At 56.5% G+C, this 18,746-nt stretch carries 14 protein-coding genes and 1 pseudogene; 10 read left to right on the top strand and 5 right to left on the bottom strand.

Annotated elements, in window-relative coordinates:
* Positions 1 to 133 precede the first annotated feature (133 nt).
* Together AC02Y0_RS23815 and AC02Y0_RS23810 are read left to right on the top strand one after the other, a co-directional pair.
* Positions 134 to 2,398: an AAA family ATPase gene (locus AC02Y0_RS23815; protein WP_476384523.1), complete on the top strand. Its 2,265-nt coding sequence runs from the start codon at positions 134 to 136 to the stop codon at positions 2,396 to 2,398.
* A gap of 126 nt (positions 2,399 to 2,524) precedes the next feature.
* Entirely contained in the window at positions 2,525 to 3,016 is a 492-nt protein-coding gene (locus AC02Y0_RS23810) for a hypothetical protein (RefSeq protein ID WP_476384522.1), read from the top strand.
* Positions 3,017 to 3,026: 10 nt separating this feature from the next.
* On the opposite strand, the gene AC02Y0_RS23805 is transcribed toward AC02Y0_RS23810, so the two are convergent.
* The 3 genes from AC02Y0_RS23805 to AC02Y0_RS23795 all read right to left on the bottom strand — a co-directional run bounded on the left by AC02Y0_RS23805 (position 3,027) and on the right by AC02Y0_RS23795 (position 5,279).
* The gene (locus AC02Y0_RS23805; protein ID WP_476384521.1) at positions 3,027 to 3,773 is read right to left on the bottom strand and encodes a dienelactone hydrolase family protein; all 747 of its coding nucleotides are present in this window, start codon (positions 3,771 to 3,773) and stop codon (positions 3,027 to 3,029) included.
* A 64-nt stretch (positions 3,774 to 3,837) separates the two neighbouring features.
* The gene (locus tag AC02Y0_RS23800; RefSeq protein WP_476384520.1) at positions 3,838 to 4,488 is read right to left on the bottom strand and encodes a DUF930 domain-containing protein; all 651 of its coding nucleotides are present in this window, start codon (positions 4,486 to 4,488) and stop codon (positions 3,838 to 3,840) included.
* 146 nt (positions 4,489 to 4,634) lie between these two features.
* Positions 4,635 to 5,279, bottom strand: a complete 645-nt coding sequence (locus AC02Y0_RS23795; protein ID WP_476384519.1) for a recombinase family protein — start codon at positions 5,277 to 5,279, stop codon at positions 4,635 to 4,637.
* 125 nt (positions 5,280 to 5,404) lie between these two features.
* Here AC02Y0_RS23795 and AC02Y0_RS23790 point away from each other — a divergent pair, with 125 nt between their 5' ends.
* From AC02Y0_RS23790 to fhuB, 5 genes are all read left to right on the top strand, one after another.
* Positions 5,405 to 8,290: a Tn3 family transposase gene (locus AC02Y0_RS23790; protein WP_476384543.1), complete on the top strand. Its 2,886-nt coding sequence runs from the start codon at positions 5,405 to 5,407 to the stop codon at positions 8,288 to 8,290.
* A 962-nt stretch (positions 8,291 to 9,252) separates the two neighbouring features.
* Positions 9,253 to 11,289: a TonB-dependent siderophore receptor gene (locus AC02Y0_RS23785; RefSeq protein WP_476384518.1), complete on the top strand. Its 2,037-nt coding sequence runs from the start codon at positions 9,253 to 9,255 to the stop codon at positions 11,287 to 11,289.
* 8 nt (positions 11,290 to 11,297) lie between these two features.
* Positions 11,298 to 12,095, top strand: a complete 798-nt coding sequence (locus AC02Y0_RS23780) for an ABC transporter ATP-binding protein (RefSeq protein WP_476384517.1) — start codon at positions 11,298 to 11,300, stop codon at positions 12,093 to 12,095.
* Positions 12,092 to 12,955 carry an ABC transporter substrate-binding protein gene (locus AC02Y0_RS23775; protein WP_476384516.1) on the top strand — a complete coding sequence of 288 codons (864 nt, stop codon included), beginning with the start codon at positions 12,092 to 12,094 and terminating at the stop codon, positions 12,953 to 12,955. The genes AC02Y0_RS23780 and AC02Y0_RS23775 overlap by 4 nt, the downstream gene beginning before the upstream one ends.
* A complete protein-coding gene (fhuB, locus tag AC02Y0_RS23770) occupies positions 12,952 to 14,919 on the top strand; it encodes a Fe(3+)-hydroxamate ABC transporter permease FhuB (RefSeq protein WP_476384515.1) in 1,968 nt (655 codons plus the stop codon). The genes AC02Y0_RS23775 and fhuB overlap by 4 nt, the downstream gene beginning before the upstream one ends.
* Positions 14,920 to 15,154: 235 nt before the next feature.
* Here fhuB and AC02Y0_RS23765 read toward each other — a convergent pair whose 3' ends face one another.
* Positions 15,155 to 15,628, bottom strand: coding sequence for an SDR family NAD(P)-dependent oxidoreductase (locus AC02Y0_RS23765; RefSeq protein WP_476384514.1), 474 nt, complete (start codon positions 15,626 to 15,628; stop codon positions 15,155 to 15,157).
* A gap of 34 nt (positions 15,629 to 15,662) precedes the next feature.
* Positions 15,663 to 16,822, bottom strand: a protein-coding gene (locus AC02Y0_RS23760) for an IS3 family transposase (RefSeq protein WP_476384513.1) whose coding sequence is annotated in 2 segments (ribosomal slippage) — positions 15,663 to 16,558 and positions 16,558 to 16,822 — 1,161 coding nt in all. Because the reading frame shifts where the segments join, the coding sequence is not laid out codon by codon here.
* A gap of 62 nt (positions 16,823 to 16,884) precedes the next feature.
* Between AC02Y0_RS23760 and AC02Y0_RS23755 the strand changes: the two are divergent.
* The 3 genes and pseudogenes from AC02Y0_RS23755 to AC02Y0_RS23745 all read left to right on the top strand — a co-directional run.
* Positions 16,885 to 17,091: pseudogene (locus tag AC02Y0_RS23755) on the top strand (IS3 family transposase); the annotation flags it as partial.
* A gap of 314 nt (positions 17,092 to 17,405) precedes the next feature.
* Positions 17,406 to 17,567, top strand: a complete 162-nt coding sequence (locus AC02Y0_RS23750) for a hypothetical protein (protein ID WP_476384512.1) — start codon at positions 17,406 to 17,408, stop codon at positions 17,565 to 17,567.
* 57 nt (positions 17,568 to 17,624) lie between these two features.
* Positions 17,625 to 18,746 (top strand): aKG-HExxH-type peptide beta-hydroxylase, encoded by a 1,122-nt coding sequence (locus tag AC02Y0_RS23745; protein WP_476384511.1) that lies wholly within the window; start codon positions 17,625 to 17,627, stop codon positions 18,744 to 18,746.

The raw sequence follows: 18,746 nt of genomic DNA, 5'->3' as shown, positions 1-18,746 counted from the left end.
AGTTGAGTGAGACCCAATTGCCGTCTGTAGTCCCTGATGCGGCACGATGAAGTGCATAACTCTCGGTAGCGAACTAGCATTGCAGGCCCGCCAGAGTGTCGTACACTGTCTGCGAATAAGTTCTGGGGGGAAGATGCTGCAGGAAGTCTCAATTGCGAATATCGGAAGCTATCCGGGCGAAGGAAAGCGCCTTTCGCCCTGCAAAGAAGTCAACTTCATTTTTGGGACCAATGGCTCGGGGAAGACCACTATTTCCCGTGTTATTGCAGACCCGGACGCTTTTCCCGACTCCCGCGTGACCTGGTTGGGGGGCAGAGCATTGGAGCGGCTTGTCTACAACGCCGATTTCGCCGCCCGGAACTTTAGATCCCAGATGCCCGGCATTTTTACTCTCGGTGAGGAGTCTGCTGAGACCCTTGGCCGGATCGAACAGGCACGCAAGCGCCGCGAGGAAGCGCAAGAGGACGTTAGGAAGCGCCGGACGGTTCTCTCCGGAGAGGATGGAATAGGTGGAAAGGTAGCAGCCCTCAAGACGCTGAGAGCGGAGTTTGAGGAAGCGTGCTGGATCTTGAAGAACCGCCACGACGAGCATTTCAAGGACGTTTTCGAGGGGCTGCGAAATTCAAAAGCCCGCTTTTGCGACAAAGTCCTCTCCGAACTGGACGCCAACACTGCCGCGCTTCGAGCACTTGATGACCTTAAGCCCCGGGCCGCCACGGTTTTCAAGCGCGGGCTTCAACCAGCCGATCCATTGGGACGACTGAACTTTGGCCCCCTGCGCAGTCTAGAAAATGCGCCGATCCTCGCCAAGAAGGTGGTTGGGAAGGATGATGTCGATGTAGCCGCGCTTATCAAGCACCTCGGAAATAGCGATTGGGTGCAGGAGGGGCGACCCTATTTAAAGGCAAGCTCTCCTCGCTGTCCCTTCTGCCAACAGCAGCTTCTGACGGATCTGCGGAGCAGCCTAGACGACTATTTCGATGAGTCATACACGGCCGACCTAGCTCATATCCAGCAGCTGAAGAGCGCATACAACACCACTGCCAACAGTGTTACACAGCGCTTGCAGGGCCTTTTAGAGAGTGAACACCCTCATTGTGATCTCGCCAGGCTGGCTGCCGAGCTTGCGCGGTTGATGCAGGTTGTTACGTCGAACCTGACAAAATTGGATGCTAAGGCGAAGGAGCCAAGCTCGGTTGTCGAGCTGGACGCCGTGGCGGAAATCGCGACAGCGATCAATGAGCTTGTGGACGCTGCAGATGCATCCATCGCAGAGCATAACCGATTGGTGAGCAACCTAGAGACCGAACGCGCGCAGCTGACCTCGGAGGCATGGCGCTGCCTCCTCAATGAGGCTCAGACGACGATCGGTTCCTACGTCAGCGCAAAGACCGATCTGGAGCGGGCCATCCAAGGCCTCACGGATGGAATATCCGCCAAGAACACCGAGATTGCGAGGCTAACGGATGAAATTGAAGAGCTTGAGCGCAGCATTACCAGCGTGCAGCCAACGGTGAACGAGATCAACGGTATCCTGACCTCCTTCGGCTTTACGGGCTTCGAGCTGGCGACTGCGGGCGAAAGCAGCAACCTCTATGCCGTGATCCGCCCTGACGGCACTGATGCCACAAGAACTTTGAGCGAAGGGGAAAAGAGCTTCATCACCTTCCTCTATTTTTATCACCTCATCCGAGGGAGCACGTCGAGCAGCGGCATGAACGAGAACCGGGTCGTCGTGTTCGATGATCCGGTTTCGAGCCTCGATAGTGATGTTCTCTTCATCGTGAGCACGCTCATTAAACAGGTCATGGCAGAAGCGATCGCGGGCACAGGCCGAATCCGCCAGGTCTTCCTGCTGACGCACAATATCCACTTCCATAAGGAGGTCTCCTTCGACCCCAAGCGTTCATCTGAAATGTGCCGCTCTCACGAGACATTCTGGGTGGTACGCAAGCGCGATAACGTAACCGCCCTGGAGCTGTACGGCCACAATCCAATTAAGACTTCGTATGAACTATTGTGGTCAGAGGTCCGTAAACCGAATCCCTCGCCATTGACTATTCAAAACACCTTGCGGCGCATCGTGGAAAGTTACTTCACGGTGCTCGGCAACATGGACAAGGATGATATCATCGACATGTTCGAGGGACGCGATAAGCAGATCTGTGGTTCGCTCTTTTCTTGGGTCAACGACGGCTCACACGCCGTACATGATGATCTTTACCTGTCTGCTGATCAGCAGGTCATCGACCGGCACCTTGCGGTTTTCAAAGCCATTTTCGACAGGACGAAGCACATAGGTCATTACAACATGATGATGGGCATATCGGCCGAGGCAGGTTCAAACATTGTTGCCACAGCAGAGCACAGCGGAGAGGCTGCGGTCGCGAAGGCCTAAAACGAACATTCAATGCTGGGCCTGAGCAAAAAGCCATGCTGCGCGTGCACAGTCACCACGTTGCTCGTGAGAGCTTTTCTGCTAGCTGTCCGCGAAGGCCAACAACCTGCCTAAGAGATTCTAGCGATGACCGAATTTTCAGTCTTTCCTCCGTCCCGTGGCGATCCAGAGAGCTTTCAAGGTATCGGACTCCAGCAGGATAGATGGAACGACTTCAGCTTCATGACGCAGTACCACCTATATGTAGCTGTGCCGGAGTTCACGGGACGCATTGGGACGGTAAAAATCCTGCGGCGAGGCCAGACAGACGCGGATGGGTTACAGCTCGACCTTGGCTTACTTACGCCGCTCGGTGAAAACTTCGTATCTCTTGGACAGGATCTCGATTACTACGAGCGCCTTGCAAGCCTTCCTGACGAGCTCCGGCTGGAGATCTTGAACGGACTTCAGGACGCAATTGCTTTTCCTGACCATGCCGAGACCTTCTTTAACGAGAAAGGATGGGCTACGTCGGTGTTGCGCGACATTCAGTGGACTAGTTTTCGTCAGGACGCGAGTATTCTTCTTCAAAGGGACTATAAGGGGGCGTTTGCGGGAGGGGGCGAAATCCTACGCTAAGCTTCAAGAACTATCGCGATAGCTGCAACATCAGAAAATCGGCCGCGCTCTGGTGAGCTGCTGAAGCGTTCCCTGTTCCCGGTCTCAAGAAAAAATCGTGCGCCCCGCCTTCGTAAACATCAAGGGTAACGGGCCGTCCAAGCAGTTGGGCTGTCCGTTGCAGCTCGCGACCAATCGACAAGGGAAACGTCCGGTCGGCACTTCCCCAAATCAAAAGCAACGGCGGCAATGAACGGACAGGATGTGAATAGCCGTTCGGGAAACCACCATCTACCAACACCAGTGCGCCAATGTCGGATCGCCCGGCCGAAGCAGCCGAAGCGATTTGCGCGCCAAGGGAGATTCCGAGAACGCCAACCTTGCCGCCGTGGCGAGGCTGGCTCTCAAGATAGGCGGCCACGCTTTGAACGGCGGAAATCCAGTCCGGCAACCGCTGTGCATAATAGGCGATGCGCACCCGCGCATTGTCCGCCGTGGCGATAGCGTTGAGATCGTCCGCCGACAGGACATGAACGAGATAGGCATTCAAACCCGCCGCCCGAAGCGTCTGGCCGATCTCATCATAAATGGAGGCCCCGAAGCCTTTGCTGCCACTCAGGATCACGACCGCCGGACATGTAGCGTTCGCGCAGTTCCCGAAGCTCTCGACCTGAACACGGCCGACCGGCGTCGGCACGGTAAATTGCTGCCGGGATGCAGCATGAGCATTGACGAACATACCTGCGAGAAAGACGAGAACGCACGAAAACAAGCGCATATACTTCTAAAACTCCATTCCTTGGCGTCGCGACACAGTTCGCGATCGGCCCATACCAACCGCCCTAATCAAGCGGCTTATCTTCGGTGGGAAGACTATGCTCGGCCCAATCTTCCTTCGGGATCGGATCGCCCATGAGAAATTCAAAGGCCGCAACCTTCTTATGGTCTGGGGTGAGGTCACATTTGAATTGCAACCTATACCAATCTCGCTTGCTGTGCAGAGCCGCCCCCTCTGCCGAAAAGGAGTTTCCCGATAGTTTCGGGTCGTCCATCGCATAGGCTACAACGCGATCAGGCTGATACTCTTCGCTCCACGCTCCGACCTGAGCCATAGCTTCCAAATTGCATAGTTGTTCGATCTGATCCGCGGGCCTGAGCATCGCAAGCTCTTGTCTGGCATTTCGGCTTCTTGGATCGTCCAGCACCTTCTCCGACAACATGCGCAACGGCTTCACCACTGTTGGCGTTTCATCACGACGATGAACCTCGTCCGGGACCGCCTCTGGAATTGCTGGTGTCTTTAACGCCCTCTCGGGCGTTTCCGCCGACATGCCCTCGCCCTGCCGTTTAGGAGGAAGATCAAGTTGCCGCGCCGGTTTCTCCTGTTGATCGGTTCGGGGAGGGGGAAGGGTCACGATTTCCACCTCTATGCTCTGCTCCTGCGGCTCGGTCTGTTTCGGCGCGGCGGGCAAAAGCAGTACGAAAACACCCACAAGGATATGAAGGAGCGCGGACGCCGCAAGGCCCCACCTGTTGAATCGATCCTCTGTCCGTTCCGCCAACCTCATGCAAGCGCGCTCAGAGAGCGGCAGCTACGCACGGGGGGAAGGCAATGCACATAGCCAAGATTGTTGTCAGTTTATGAGACTTCGGCATTCGATTGTTCCAGTTGCGGTAGGCCCAGAAGCCGTCTGCCATGGTCCCTGAGTTCGCCTTTAGGGCCGACATATCGGTAGAGGGTGACGCGCTCAATCCCGAGTTCCTTGCAGAGATCGGAGACAGATGTATCGCGCTGTGCCATGGCGGCCTGGGCGAGGCGAACTTGCGCTTTGGTTAGCGCGAATTTGCGACCGCCTTTGCGACCTCGTGCTCTGGCTGCAGCAAGACCAGCCAGAGTGCGCTCCCGGATCAGATCTCGCTCGAACTCGGCCAGCGTAGCGAAGATACCGAACACCATTCGACCGGATGCAGTCGTGGTGTCGATCTCGGCCCCTTTCCCGGTCAACACTCGCAAGCCGATCTTGCGTTCCGAAAGATCCTTCACCGTGTTGACCAGATGGTTGAGCGACCGCCCGAGGCGATCAAGCTTCCAGACCACCAACACATCGTCGGCGCGCAACGATTTGAGGCAACCGGTCAAACCCGGTCGATCATCACGGCTACCGGAGGCGCGATCCTCATAGATGTTGTCTTGCTCAACGCCGGCTGCGCGAAGAGCATCATGCTGCAGGTCCAGAGACTGGGAACCATCTGCTTTGGAAACGCGGGCATATCCGATCAGCATGTTTCTTAAACGGTGGTTTGAGGCCGCGTAGCGACCGCTATTGCTATGTTCGCCAGAACTGTATCTTAACCAGCATCATAAACAAAGCGTCTTGAATGCTATCTGGTTTTGAAAAAGGAACATGGATGCCGCGTCGCGTCACTCTAACCGAACGGCAAAAGGACGCGCTGTTGCGCCTGCCGACTTCGCAGGCAGATTTGCTCAAATACTGTACTCTGAGCGACGAGGACCTCGAGCATATCAGGCACCGCCGACGACCGCACAACAGGTTCGGTTTCGCCCTGCAATTGTGTGTTCTGCGCTACCCCGGACGGGTGTTGGCTCCGGGAGAGCTGATTCCGGCGGAGGTGGTCGAGTTCATCGGAGCGCAGCTTGGCCTCCATGCCGACGATCTGGTTGACTATGCCGCCCGCGAGGAGACGCGCCACGAGCACCTTGCCGAACTGCGGGCACTTTATGGATACCGCACCTTCTCTGGACGTGGCGCGCGTGAACTGAAGGATTGGCTGTTCCGCGAGGCCGAACTGGCGGTGTCAAACGAGGATATTGCCCGTCGCTTCGTGGCCGAGTGCCGGCGCACCCGCACGGTTCTTCCCGCGACATCTACGATCGAGCGTCTTTGCGCCACGGCTCTGGTTGATGCCGAGCGGCAAATCGAAACGCGGATCGCTGGTAGGTTATCCATGCCGATACGGGAACAGTTGTTGGCATTGCTTGAGGAAACGGCTGATGATCGCGTGACCCGCTTCGTGTGGCTACGTCAGTTTGAGCTTGGCTCGAACTCTTCGTCGGCCAACAGGCTGCTCGACCGGTTGGAATATCTGAAAGGTGTCGATCTTCCCGAGGATCTGCTGGCCGGCGTTCCTGCCCATCGGGTGACGCGTCTGCGCCGGCATGGTGAGCGGTATTATGCCGATGGCATGCGCGATCTCCCGGAGGACAGGCGGCTTGCCATTCTGGCGGTCTGTGCATCGGAATGGCAGGCGATGCTTGCCGACGCCGTGGTAGAAACCCATGACCGGATTGTTGGCAGGCTTTACCGGGCTTCGGAGCGCATTTGCCAAGAGAAGGTCGCGGACGAAGCGACTGCGGTGCGGACCACCTTGAAATCTTTCGCCGAAATAGGCGGAGCCTTGGTAGATGCACAGGATGACGGCCAGCCACTGGAGCCCGTCATCGGCAATGAACAGGGCTGGGACAGGTTCAAAACTTTGGTTGCCACGGCGGTCAGCCTGACCGCGACCATAACGACGGACCCGCTCAATCACGTGCTGGACGGCTATCATCGCTTTCGTCGCTATGCTCCCCGCATGTTGCGTCTGCTCGATCTCCAGGCTTCGCCGATCGCGATACCACTGCTCGATGCCGTGATGACGCTACGTGGTGGTGCAAAGGCTCCGGTGGTTTCCGGTTTTTTACGATCAAGCTCGAAATGGCATCGGCATCTTCGTGCCCAGCCGGCTGGCGACACCCGTCTCTGGGAGATCGCGGTGCTGTTCCACCTGCGCGATGCGTTCCGGTCGGGAGATGTCTGGCTGGCGCGATCGCGGCGTTATGGCGATCTGAAGCAGGCTCTCGTTCCCGCGCAAGCCGTTGCGGAAAATGGCCGTCTCGCCGTGCCATTGCGGCCGGAGGAATGGTTGGCAGACCGACAAGCGCGCCTCGATATCCGGTTGCGTGAGCTCGGTCGTGCCGCTCGCATGGGCACGATTCCCGGCGGCTCAATTGAAAACGGCACCCTGCATATCGAAAAGCTTGCAGCCTCAGTGCCGGATGGCGTGGAGGATCTGGTTCTCGATCTCTACAAGCAGATACCGTCAATACGCATCACTGATCTCTTGTTGGAAGTGGATGCTGCGACCGGTTTCTGTGAAGCCTTCACCCATCTGCGCACGGGGGCACCTTGCGTCGACCGGATCGGGCTGATGAACGTCGTTCTTGCTGAGGGGATCAATCTCGGCCTGCGCAAGATGGCCGACGCCACCAATACGCATACATTCTGGGAAATGATCCGTATTGCGCGCTGGCATGTCGAGGGCGAAGCCTATGACCGGGCGCTCGCCATGATCGTAGAGGCGCAAGCCAATTTGCCTATGGCCCAACTATGGGGGACCGGTATCTCGGCATCGAGTGATGGCCAGTTCTTCGCCGCGACGGAGCAAGGGGAAGCGATGAACCTGGTCAACGCGAAATATGGCAATACTCCCGGCCTGAAAGCTTACAGTCACGTCTCGGACCAATATGCTCCGTTCTCAACCCAGGTGATTCCCGCAACGGCAAGCGAAGCATCCTATATCCTCGACGGCCTGCTCATGAACGATGCCGGCCGCCATATCCGCGAACAGTTCGCCGACACGGGCGGCTTCACCGATCACGTGTTTGCCGCCTGTGCCATCCTCGGTTATCGGTTTGCACCACGCATCCGCGATCTGCCATCCAAAAAGCTATACGCGTTCAATCCTTCGTCAGCGCCAGCGCATTTGCGAACCATGATCGGCGGAAAGATCAATCAGGCTCTGATCGAGCGCAACTGGCCTGACATTCTCCGCATCGCGGCTACCATTGCGGCCGGAAGTATCGCACCCAGCCAGATTCTACGTAAGCTCGCCTCATATCCACGACAGAACGAACTCGCCACAGCCTTACGCGAGGTCGGCCGCATAGAGCGGACTCTCTTTATGATCGACTGGATTCTGGATGCCGAACTGCAACGCCGAGCCCAGATCGGGCTCAACAAGGGCGAAGCCCATCACGCCCTGAAACGAGCCATCAGCTTCCATCGGCGCGGAGAAATCCGCGATCGGTCCGCCGAAGGCCAACACTACCGCATTGCCGGCATGAACCTGCTCGCCGCCATCATCATCTTCTGGAATACCTTGAAGCTCGGCGAAGTCGTCGCCAGCCAGAAGCGCGAGGGAAAGCTGCTATCGCCCGATCTGCTGGCCCATATCTCTCCGCTGGGATGGGAACACATCAACCTCACGGGCGAATATCGGTGGCCAAAGCCTTAGCGTAGGATTTCGCCCCTTCCCGCAAACGACCCCTTTAAGAGAGGAAGGCGTATAGAAACTCGCGCTTACGTAATAAGGGCGGTGAGCGCAGGAGCCCAGCCTTCAAATTGCGCTGCTATTGTACTCAGGGCTAGCTTCATATCGGTGAAATCAAAGGATCATCGAGTTCTTTCAGCGGTTACAAACCTATCAAGCAAAAGCTTGAAATCTCCTTCTGTGTTGATCGGCTTGAAAGATGGAAGGTGGCTTGCGGCAAAGCGCACCATATGGCTTAAAGACAGATTGTATAGGTCTCCCGCCTCGGTCTTTTTTGGCGGGTCAAATGTTGTTCAGACGATCCGGAGTTGTCATATATATCCCGGACGGGGCGAGACAGAGCATCTTGATCATGACTATCTGCCACTCGTGTATCCTCTTGTCTGCCGCCGCGACCAGTTTCCGATATTGTCTGTCCTCCAGGTCCTCAAACGCCCGCAAATCCATGTCGGCGATCGCGGGAAGATCGACATGATGGGAGAGCCGCAATATCATCGGACATGTCGCGGGCATCGCTGCAGGCATAGAAGATCGGGAGCGAGAGGAAGGTACGCGACACAAGGCGATACCGTCGCCCACGCTGCGGAACCGGCGACCACGCCGGGCCGGATTGACAATACACCTGCAACGTCGCCGCCTAACCGTCCTAGAGTCCAGGATGGTCGCGCCCGCTATTAGCTCGAACGGCAAGCCACTCACCTTGTTGGAAATCCGAGCTGCACCCTGTGGAAAAGCGGCTACGAGGTAAAACAAGAGTTTCATTATCCAGTTTAGCCTGACATAAGGGCCTGGCTTTCATTGCGTGGGGTATTCCTGTGAGCCAATCACTCTCTTTAAAGGCATTTTTTGCTTTGTCCGTCTCTTCTCTCGTTCTTGTCCCCAGAGCGCATTCCCAAGATGGGGGATCAACAACGCTTGAGACTATCGTGGTTCAAAGCGAGGGCGATGCGACAGGACCCGTCGAGGACTACGTCGCTACAAAGAGCGCAACCGGTACTAAAACCGACACGCCACTCCTCGAAACACCACAGTCGATTTCTGTGATAACCAAGCCGCAACTTGAAGCCAGGGGCGTCCAGAACCTGAACCAGGCGCTTTCCTATACTTCCGGGGTAGTTGCCGCACCTTTTGGTAACGACACACGCTATTTTGCGCCGATCATTCGCGGCTTCACGGCTGTTGATAATGTTTATCTGAATTCCTTCCGGTTTACCCGCGACTTCGGCGCGCTAGCATTCGAACCCTATGGCCAGGAACGGATCGACGTCATTAAAGGACCGGCGTCTGTTCTGTACGGACAGGGTGAGGCAGGCGGCATCATCAATCTGGTCGCAAAGCGACCGACCTTCGAGAAATTTGCGGAGGTGGGGACGGAGTTTGGTACCGACAGCCGCTATCAAATGAAGGTCGATGCTGGCGACGTTTACGATGACGTCCTATCCTATCGCTTCACCGCGCTTGGTCGCCTTGCCGATGCACAGCAGGACTTCACGGGAGACGATCGCCTCTATATCGCTCCGTCGCTGACCTGGGCTCCGGATGAGGATACGTCGCTAACCGTCCTCGGCACGCTGCAACGCGACACCGGCAGCTCGCCGCTCGGCCTCCCACAGGCCGGCACGCTCGACTTCAATCCTAACGGAATCATTCCAGTCAATCGGTACATCGGCGAGCCCGATTTCAACGATAACAAGAGCATGTTGGCAACCGTCGGATATGAGTTCAAACATCGTTTCAACGATACCTTCGAGTTTCGCCAGAACGCGCAATACCTTTCCTACAAGGCAGACTACAAGAACCTCTATTATCGCTCGCTGGGTGCCGATCTACGTACCGTGGAGCGCGGCGTAAGCATTCAATCCGAAGAGACGGACAGCTTCGGCATCGATAATCAGATGGAAGCCAATTTCGATACCGGCGCGTTGGGGCACAAGGTTCTTGTTGGATTTGACTACCGCTATAATAAGCAAATGCGATCATCGCTGTTTGACTTCAATCGGATCGGACGTGATGTCATCGACCCGATCGATGTCTTCAATCCCGTTTACGGCTCCCCGATCACCTACGATGCCTCGATTACCGACCATATGGACTACAGGCTCAAACAGTACGGCCTCTATGTTCAGGATCAGATCGCCATCGACAAACTCCGCCTGGCGGTCGGTCTTCGTCAAGATTGGTTCGACATCCGGAGCAACGTTCTGGAAGGCGACAACCAATCGACCACGGTCGCACGCAACAAGAACGATGCCCTAACTGGCCGGATTGGCGCGCTCTATCTGTTTGATAACGGCCTTGCGCCTTATGTCAGCTACTCAACTTCGTTCAATCCGCAGGCAGGTACCAATACCGAGACCAAACAGGCTTTGAAGCCAACCGAAGGTGAAATGTACGAGGCCGGTGTGAAAATTCAGCCTGCGGGCTGGAACACAATGCTGACAGCCAGCATCTACCAGCTGACAAAGACCAACATCAGCACGACGCTGGCTACACCAACGGGCAATGTTACATCGGAAATTGGCGAGGCACGATCGCGTGGTTTTGAATTGGAGGGCGTGGCAAGCCTCGGAGAAGGCTGGGATCTAACTGGCAGCTATACATATGCCGATACAAGTGTGACTGTTGGGACCCCGACGACGGCCGGGAACAGGTTGGCGAATATCCCGGAACATTCCGCGGCGCTTTGGCTTGGTTACACATTCCAATCCGATACAGTGCTTGAGGGCGTGAAACTCGGTGGAGGCGCGCGCTACATCGGGGAACGCTTCGGCAATGCTACCAACACGATCGAGCTTCCGGGCACTACGGTTTTTGATGCCTCCATCTCGTTCGAGAAGGAGAGTTTCAAAGCGTCCCTGGCGGTACAGAATGTTGCTGATAAACGTTATGCTGCAAGCTGCAACTTCGGCTGCTTTTATGGCGAGGGGCGCACGGTCGTCGGCAGCCTCACTTACAAGTGGTGACGTCAGACGTGGCGCAGGAAGCTGCACTCGCTCACTCCCTTTACACATTGAAGGGGGTGAGTTTTCGAATCCGGGATCGTCATATCATCGAAAACATGGACCTGACCCTTGAGGAAGGACGTATTCACGGCCTGATCGGCCCGAATGGTTCGGGAAAGTCAACGTTGATCAAAATGCTGGCGCGTCAGCAAAAGCCCTCCTCAGGTAGCATTTCATTTTTGGGGCAGGATATAGAAACTCTCTCACAAAGAGGATTCGCGCGCAAACTTGCATATCTGCCGCAATTCATGCCGGGCACAGATGGGATGAATGTCGAGGAGTTTGTTGCGCTCGGGCGGTATCCCTGGCACGGCACATTTGGACGTTTCACCGCTTGGGACCAGGCCAAAGTAGACGAGGCGATGCGGCAGACCGATGTGGAGCCCTTCCGGTTGCGCCTTGTCGACAGCCTTTCTGGAGGCGAACGCCAACGTGTCTGGCTAGCAATGCTTCTGGCGCAGGACCCCGCCTGCCTCGTGCTCGACGAGCCGACCTCGGCGCTCGACGTCTCCCATCAGGCGGCCATGCTTGATCTCATGAAAGCTCTCGCCCGGCGACATAACTGGAGCGTCGTGATAGTCCTGCACGATATAAACATGGCCGCGCGGATATGTGACAGAATGGTGGCGTTGGGCGACGGGCGAATAGTCGCAGATGGCGCGCCGAAGGAAATCATGACACCTGATATTCTGCGAAGGATTTATGGCGTCGACATGAAGGTGATCATGGACTCCGAGAGCCATCTTCCGGTGGCTTACGTCAAATGATGGCGCGGCGCGACATTCTCGCACTGGGCGGTCTAGCAATGGCAGGTATATGCAGACCGGCTCTTGCCTCTTGCGAACAGATCGCCATCGTCGACTGGGCGCTTCTTGAAACCGCGTTAGCCATCGGCATAACGCCAGTGGCGGCCGTGGAGCTTGTCCTGTTCCGGGAACTGGCAATCGAGCCGTTCGTACCGGAACGTGTGATCGATCTGGGACTTCGCGGGTCGATAAATTTCGAACTTCTCGCCACAATTCGCCCTTCGTTGATCTACGGCTCCAATTATTCAGCCTGGGCCAACGGGACGCTGAGCAAGATTGCTCCTTTGCGGGCCTGGACAATCTTCAAACGCGGCGAACCGCCCTACGTAAAGGCCGTGGCCGCCATGCGCGAGATGGCCGCGAGCCAAGGGCTCCAGGCATCGGCGGAGGCTTATATCGCGCAAACAGAGAGCCTGTTTGCAGATGTCCGCCAAAGGCTATCACCTAAGGCTTCGCGCCCTCTGTTAATCATCAACCTTGGTGATGCTCGACATTTTCGCGCTTTTGGGACAGATTCGATGTTCGGAGACGTCGCGACGAAACTGGGCTTCCAGAACGCGTGGAGCAGAGGAACCGCTTACAGTGCCACCGCTCCTGTCAGTCTTGAAGTTCTAGCGGACTATCCAGAAGCGATTGTGGTGGTTGTCGGACCGCTCCCTGTCGAAGCGCAACGCGTGCTACCCCGCAGCGCAATCTGGCAAAATATGCCCGCTGTGCGCGACGATCGGTGGGTAACTCTTTCTCCGGTCAACCCGTTCGGGGGGCTTCCGGCTGCCCGGCGCTTCGCTCGCCTTCTCAACGAAGCGCTGGAGCTCACATGAACAGCGACCGTCTGCGCTCGGCAAATATCTCGGCGGGATCAGCAGCTGTCGTCTGCTCCGTTTTGGCAGCAGTTGCCACAGTGCTGTTTCTCTATCATATCGCTTCGGATTGGCCGGCTCCAGGAGACGAGCTGGCGGCGATCATTCTCTATAATTCCACTCTGCCGCGTGGAGCTGTCGCATGGCTTGCGGGCGCTGGTCTCGGCCTTGCAGGAGCCTTGATGCAACGGGTGCTGCGCAACCCAATCGCCGATCCTTCCACAGTTGGTGTCGCGGCTGGCGCGAGTCTGGCCATGAGTTGCGCCCTGATCTATGCGCCGTCCCTTATGGCGGTAGGGCGTGAATACGTTGCCTTTCTCGGGGGGGCGGCGGCGCTTTCCATCGTCATGGCGCTATCCTGGCGGCGTGCGCTCGATCCCGTTACTGTTGTTTTATGTGGCATGCTGATATCGCTGATGGCTGCGGCTATATCTGCAACTCTGATACTTGCCCGGGGCGAATACATGATGTCGCTCTTTATCTGGGGTGGCGGATCGCTTGAGCAGCAGGATTGGGGGAGTGCGCAGTCCCTAGCGCTCCGCCTTGCAATCGGAGCGGCCGCAACAGCTTGCCTTGCACGGGCGCTGACGCTTCTGGCGCTTGACGACGCTGGCGCCCGCGCGCTGGGCCTAGGCGTGACCGGGACGCGACTCGCTGCACTCTCGGTCGCAGTCTTCCTCTCCGCCTCAGTAACCGCAGAAGTCGGCATCATCGGCTTTGTGGGGCTTGCTGCGCCCAACTTTGTTCGACTTATGGGGGCATGCACCCTCAGGAAAACCCTTCTTTTCTCGCCGCTTGCCGGCGGGATTATGGTTCTTCTCTCAGACGGTCTGGTGCGGCTTCTTTCCGTTTTTGTTGGTGAAACGATCCCAACCGGAGCCGTGATTGCATTGTTTGGAGGCCCCCTTCTTCTCTGGTTGCTGCCGAGGATTAGCACGTCCTTGAGCACTCAGCAGCAGTTTATCGTGACCAAACGGGCACAACGCTCGGCAACGGTCGTCGTTACACTCTCCTGTCTGTCTCTCACGATTGCGGTCATCGCTCTTTTTATCGGTAGGTCGGAAAGCGGATGGGCTGTTGCTACAGGTACGACGTTCGATCTCGTCGCGCCATGGCGTTGGCCGCGCGTTCTGGCTGCGGCCAGTGCCGGAGGTATGTTGGCTGCGGGCGGCTTTCTGATGCAACGCCTGACAGGCAACGCCTTGGCAAGCCCGGAAGTGCTGGGGGTGTCATCAGGTGCAGGTGTCGGACTGGCTGCAATACTTGTGCTTGTGCCTGGCGCCGATCATCTGACCGAAACGGGGGGAGCCACGGCCGGAGCCTTTGTTGCTTTCATGGCGGTTGCGGTCTTTGCAGTCCGGCATCGCTTCGCTGCCGAGAGACTGCTCCTTTCCGGTATCGCGGTTGGGTCACTTGGTGGCGCGCTCGTCACGCTCTTCATGTCTCGTGGCGGGCCGGAATCTCGGCGCCTGCTCAGTTGGCTCAGCGGCACGACCCAAAACGCATCGCCTTCTCAGGCATTATGGACACTTGCGGCGGCGATTTTCTTGATCGCGCCGTTGCCGTTTCTTTCGCGCTGGATGACGATTCTGCCGCTCGGACGTCCGTTCGCTTCTGCGATTGGCCTGAAGCAGACCCTTTGCGCCGGTATACTGATCGTCTTTGCCACTCTTCTCTCCGCCGCCTCCACCCTGTTTGTCGGCCCCCTTTCGTTTGTAGGACTAATGGCGCCCCACATGGCCCGCATGATAGGCCTTTCGCGTCCTCTTCCCCAATTGGCTGGATCAGTACTTCTAGGAATTGTCTTGATGATGCTAGCCGATTGGGCGGCAAGAACGCTCGCATTTCCCTACCAACTTCCGATCGGCCTAATCGCAACCATGGTAGGAGCACCGTATCTGGTCTGGATGATCAACCGGCGCTGATACCCTCCGGTGATTTCTTCCAACGTATACCCAGGGCTGCTATACCTGTGAGGGTATAAACTGCGGTCTATAGCATCATCCACCCACTCCCACTTCGGGGTGGCTTCTGGCCTGTCTGGTTTTCAGCGAATGATCCTGTAAGCTGCTGACCGCCTAATAGTTTCTGGATCTACCATGACGCGTGCGCTGCCCAACGTCAAAATGCAGCACCCTCTGGGCAGTAGACGGTCGCGGCCTACCACGCCACCGCGCCGGACCGATCCATGAACCGCCCCGATGCCGCATCCGCGCCGATGGTGGCGTAATGTACCGGGGTCTGCGCAGCTTCAGACGCGGTAAGTTGCCCCGTATGGCCATTCAGATCGGTGTTGACGAAACCGGGGCACACCGAGGTCACGACAATATTGGTCTCGCGCAACTCCTGCGCCAACTGCACGGTCAGCATGTTCAGCGCGGCCTTGGAAGCATTGTAGCCGATATATTGGGCTGCATAGAACGGCGATGACGGCTCGCCATTGCCGGCGATCGATCCGCAGCTGCTCGACAGATTAACGATGCGCCCGGCATCCGACCGGCGAAGCAGGGGCAGCATCGCCTGCGTTACGGCCAGCGTACCGAAGAAGTTCGTCTCCATGGACATGCGCACAATTGCCAAGGATGTGCTGCTCGGAACTGTGTCGCTTTGCGCAAAGACGCCGACATTGTTCACTGGCCTGCCCCCATTGGGTGATCCGGGTTTAATGTTAGTGCATGCTTGGTCTGGCCGCCACTGCTGGCGTTGAAGCAGGTCCGTTCTGGCGCGGCCACACGGTGGCTTCAGGTGCGGGTGGCTTGTAGTTCAGTGACGAGTGCGGACGAACGGTGTTGTAGTGCCTCCGCCAACCCTCGATAATGATCTTCGCCTCCTTGAGCGTGTAGAAGATTTCTCCGTTGAGCAGCTCATCCCTGAGCTTGGAATTGAAGCTCTCGCAATAGCCGTTTTCCCACGGGCTGCCCGGCATGATGTAGGCCGTCTTGGCACCGACCAGCGTAATCCACTCCCTCAAAGCCTTGGCGATGAACTCAGGGCCGTTATCGGAACGAATATGCGCAGGAATGCCGCGTAGGATGAAGAGATCGGAGAGCACATCGATCACGTCGACAGCCTTCAGCCTTCTCTCGACCCTGATGGCGATGCATTCTCGCGTGAACTCGTCGATCACGTTTAGCATGCGGATTTTCTTTCCACTGTGGGTCCGGTCCTCGACAAAATCGTAGGACCAGACATGGTTGGGGTATTCCGGTCGAAGCCGGATACACGAGCTGTCGTTTAGCCAGAGCCGCCCGCGCTTGGGTTGCTTGGATGGAACCTTCAGCCCCTCACGCCGCCATATCCGCTCGACCCGCTTGACGTTCACGATCCAACCCGCCTGGTGCAGCATCGCGGTGATGCGGCGATAGCCATAGCGGCCATATTGGAGGGCGAGCGCCGTGATGTCGGCAGTCAATGCCGCTTCGTCATCAGGGCTCTTTGCGATCTTGCGCTGTGTGGAACGATGTTGGCCGAGAACCCGGCATGCCCGTCGTTCTGACACGCCCAGTTCTGCAGTGACATGGTCCACACAGGCGCGGCGGCGGGCGGGGCTTAGAAGTTTCCCCTGGCGGCCTCCGCAAGGATCATCTTGTCCAAGGTCAGATCAGAAACTGCCCGGCGGAGGCGAGCGTTCTCGGTCTCCAATTCCTTCAGACGCTTCACCTGATCGCTCTTCAGGCCACCGTATTCTGCCCGCCAGCGGTAATATGTAACTTCCGTCACGCCTATCGACCGGATCGCCTCCGTCATCGATTTGCCCTGCGCATTCAGCACGTCAACCTGACGAAGCTTTGTGACGATCTCTTCCGCCTTGTGTCTTTTCACTGCCATTTCAATGTCCTTCTTCGGCTCATAAGCCATACTTCAAAAAGGACCACTTTTCAGGGGGCAGACCAGAAACGATCAACGGTCTTTACAAGGCCGAGGTCATCCATCGGCGAGGACCATGGCGCAACTTCGAAGCTGTGGAGTTCGCCACGCTCGAATGGGTCGACTGGTTCAACCACCGTCGCCTTCTGCAGCCCATCGGGAATATCCCGCCAGCCGAGGCCGAAGAACGATACTACGCCATGCTGGACGCACCAGCCATGGCCGCATAACTTAAACCAAACGGTCTCCGGCAAAGCCGGGGCGGTTCAAATACTGCCACGCGCCCAGCTCGCGAAACTAGTAAATGTCAAGTTCTATACACTTCACTTAAACGTGATCTATCGAAACGGCAGGCCGGGAAATCTGGGATTTATTCTACAAAACAACAACCTGGGCGAGCCAACTCGCATTGGTACACACCCTAAAAAAGTCAAAAGTCATAGTCGGCTCTCACGGAGCGTTTACACAACCAGAAGTCATGGTATTCTCCCAGCGCCGTACGGAAAACAATCATCGATGAAACCCTCTCAAATTGGAGAAGAAGATGAGTGACTTTAATACGACGGAAAACCCCACAGTGCAGGCTCCCTCTGAGCACGAAAGCGCCACAAGCCAAGAGGTTTTGGCGCAAGCCTATGATATCGATGACGATTTGGTCTTCGATTCTGAACTGGCGACCATGCAGGTTAGCATCAGCGCATTCTAAATGATGCGAACCCAGCCAACTTTGGCTGGGTTCACCCCCATATTTTCGGAGGTTCTTATGCGTTCATTTGCGCCAATATCGATCTATCCCTCTAGGCAGAATGCAATCTTAGCTAGAAAGCAGTTCTTCTTCACGATGTATTCCAGTCTGGCATATCTACTTTCCCTCGCCGGCGAGCAAGATGATCAGTGCAGCATGGATAGATTTCTGGCTCGGAGACGCGCCGCGGACATTTTGGATCCCAATATCTTTTACTGCCACGACGCGCTCTTGAAGGCCATGAGAGAGCAGAATGTGTCCGAAGTCAGCTCGATCGTTGCTGAGCTGCAAACCATGGCGGAGACCAAATCTACAAAGCCCGGCCCAGCAACAGCAGGTCCAGAGATCCTGTCACTTGGGGAGACCAAATGGGAAGATTTCATAGTTAAATCTTCACTTGATCTGGGTGAGAAGGCTTTCAATCAAAGGCCAACAATTCTCCCAGTCCCCTCCGACGTTGTTGCGGAGCAAGTGGTCCATATTCATGACGCTATATCGCTTATTGAAAAGTTTTTTCCGGCGATGCATCTGGAGTTGCTTGAGCTGCTCAGCAAGATCCGAATCTTCGAAGGAGCGGTCACGATGGGAATTACGGACGTGCGCATGTACGGCTGCATGTTCATTAGAACACCGAGATCCGAGGTGAACCCGGTTCTGTACTACGGCGAGCACCTTACACACGAGGTCTCACATATGTACCTAAATGCCGCAATGGCCATCGATCCAATAATACTCAACAAGAAGGAAGAACTCTTTCGGTCTCCGATCCGCAAAGATCCCCGACCCATGATGGGTGTCTTTCATGCCACTTTCGTTACATCCCGAATAGTCCAACTCTTCTCCAGTATAGCTGACCATGATGCGTCGGACGAGGTGCTCGGCTACCTCCATCAACAGTTGGACGAGTTGATTGTCGGAACCAACGAAGTTGAAAAGGGAGCAAAACTTACGAGCGCAGGTCAAGATATTGTGGATGAATTTAATGAGTTGATCGACAATGTGAGGGGCAGGAGCTTTTGGGAAAACTACGACGCGACAAAACCCAGGGAACATAGATTCGGCGGCGGCGCGATTTACGCTCCGGCAATTCTGAATTCCACCACAGCGAACACTTTCCAGCGGACTTCGGCTAGCATCTGA

The sequence above is a fragment of the Allorhizobium sp. nf9_anc genome, assembly GCF_056323085.1.
This window is presented reverse-complemented; position numbering and strand designations above follow the sequence as displayed.

Excerpts from the sequence above, each read along its gene's own strand:
- AC02Y0_RS23815 (WP_476384523.1), top strand. The coding sequence starts at position 134 with ATGCTGCAGGAAGTCTCAATTGCGAATATCGGAAGCTATCCGGGCGAA.
- AC02Y0_RS23810 (WP_476384522.1), top strand. The coding sequence starts at position 2,525 with ATGACCGAATTTTCAGTCTTTCCTCCGTCCCGTGGCGATCCAGAGAGC.
- AC02Y0_RS23805 (WP_476384521.1), bottom strand. The coding sequence starts at position 3,773 with ATGCGCTTGTTTTCGTGCGTTCTCGTCTTTCTCGCAGGTATGTTCGTC.
- AC02Y0_RS23795 (WP_476384519.1), bottom strand. The coding sequence starts at position 5,279 with ATGCTGATCGGATATGCCCGCGTTTCCAAAGCAGATGGTTCCCAGTCT.
- AC02Y0_RS23790 (WP_476384543.1), top strand. The coding sequence starts at position 5,405 with ATGCCGCGTCGCGTCACTCTAACCGAACGGCAAAAGGACGCGCTGTTG.
- AC02Y0_RS23775 (WP_476384516.1), top strand. The coding sequence starts at position 12,092 with ATGATGGCGCGGCGCGACATTCTCGCACTGGGCGGTCTAGCAATGGCA.
- fhuB (WP_476384515.1), top strand. The coding sequence starts at position 12,952 with ATGAACAGCGACCGTCTGCGCTCGGCAAATATCTCGGCGGGATCAGCA.
- AC02Y0_RS23750 (WP_476384512.1), top strand. The coding sequence starts at position 17,406 with ATGAGTGACTTTAATACGACGGAAAACCCCACAGTGCAGGCTCCCTCT.
- AC02Y0_RS23745 (WP_476384511.1), top strand. The coding sequence starts at position 17,625 with ATGCGTTCATTTGCGCCAATATCGATCTATCCCTCTAGGCAGAATGCA.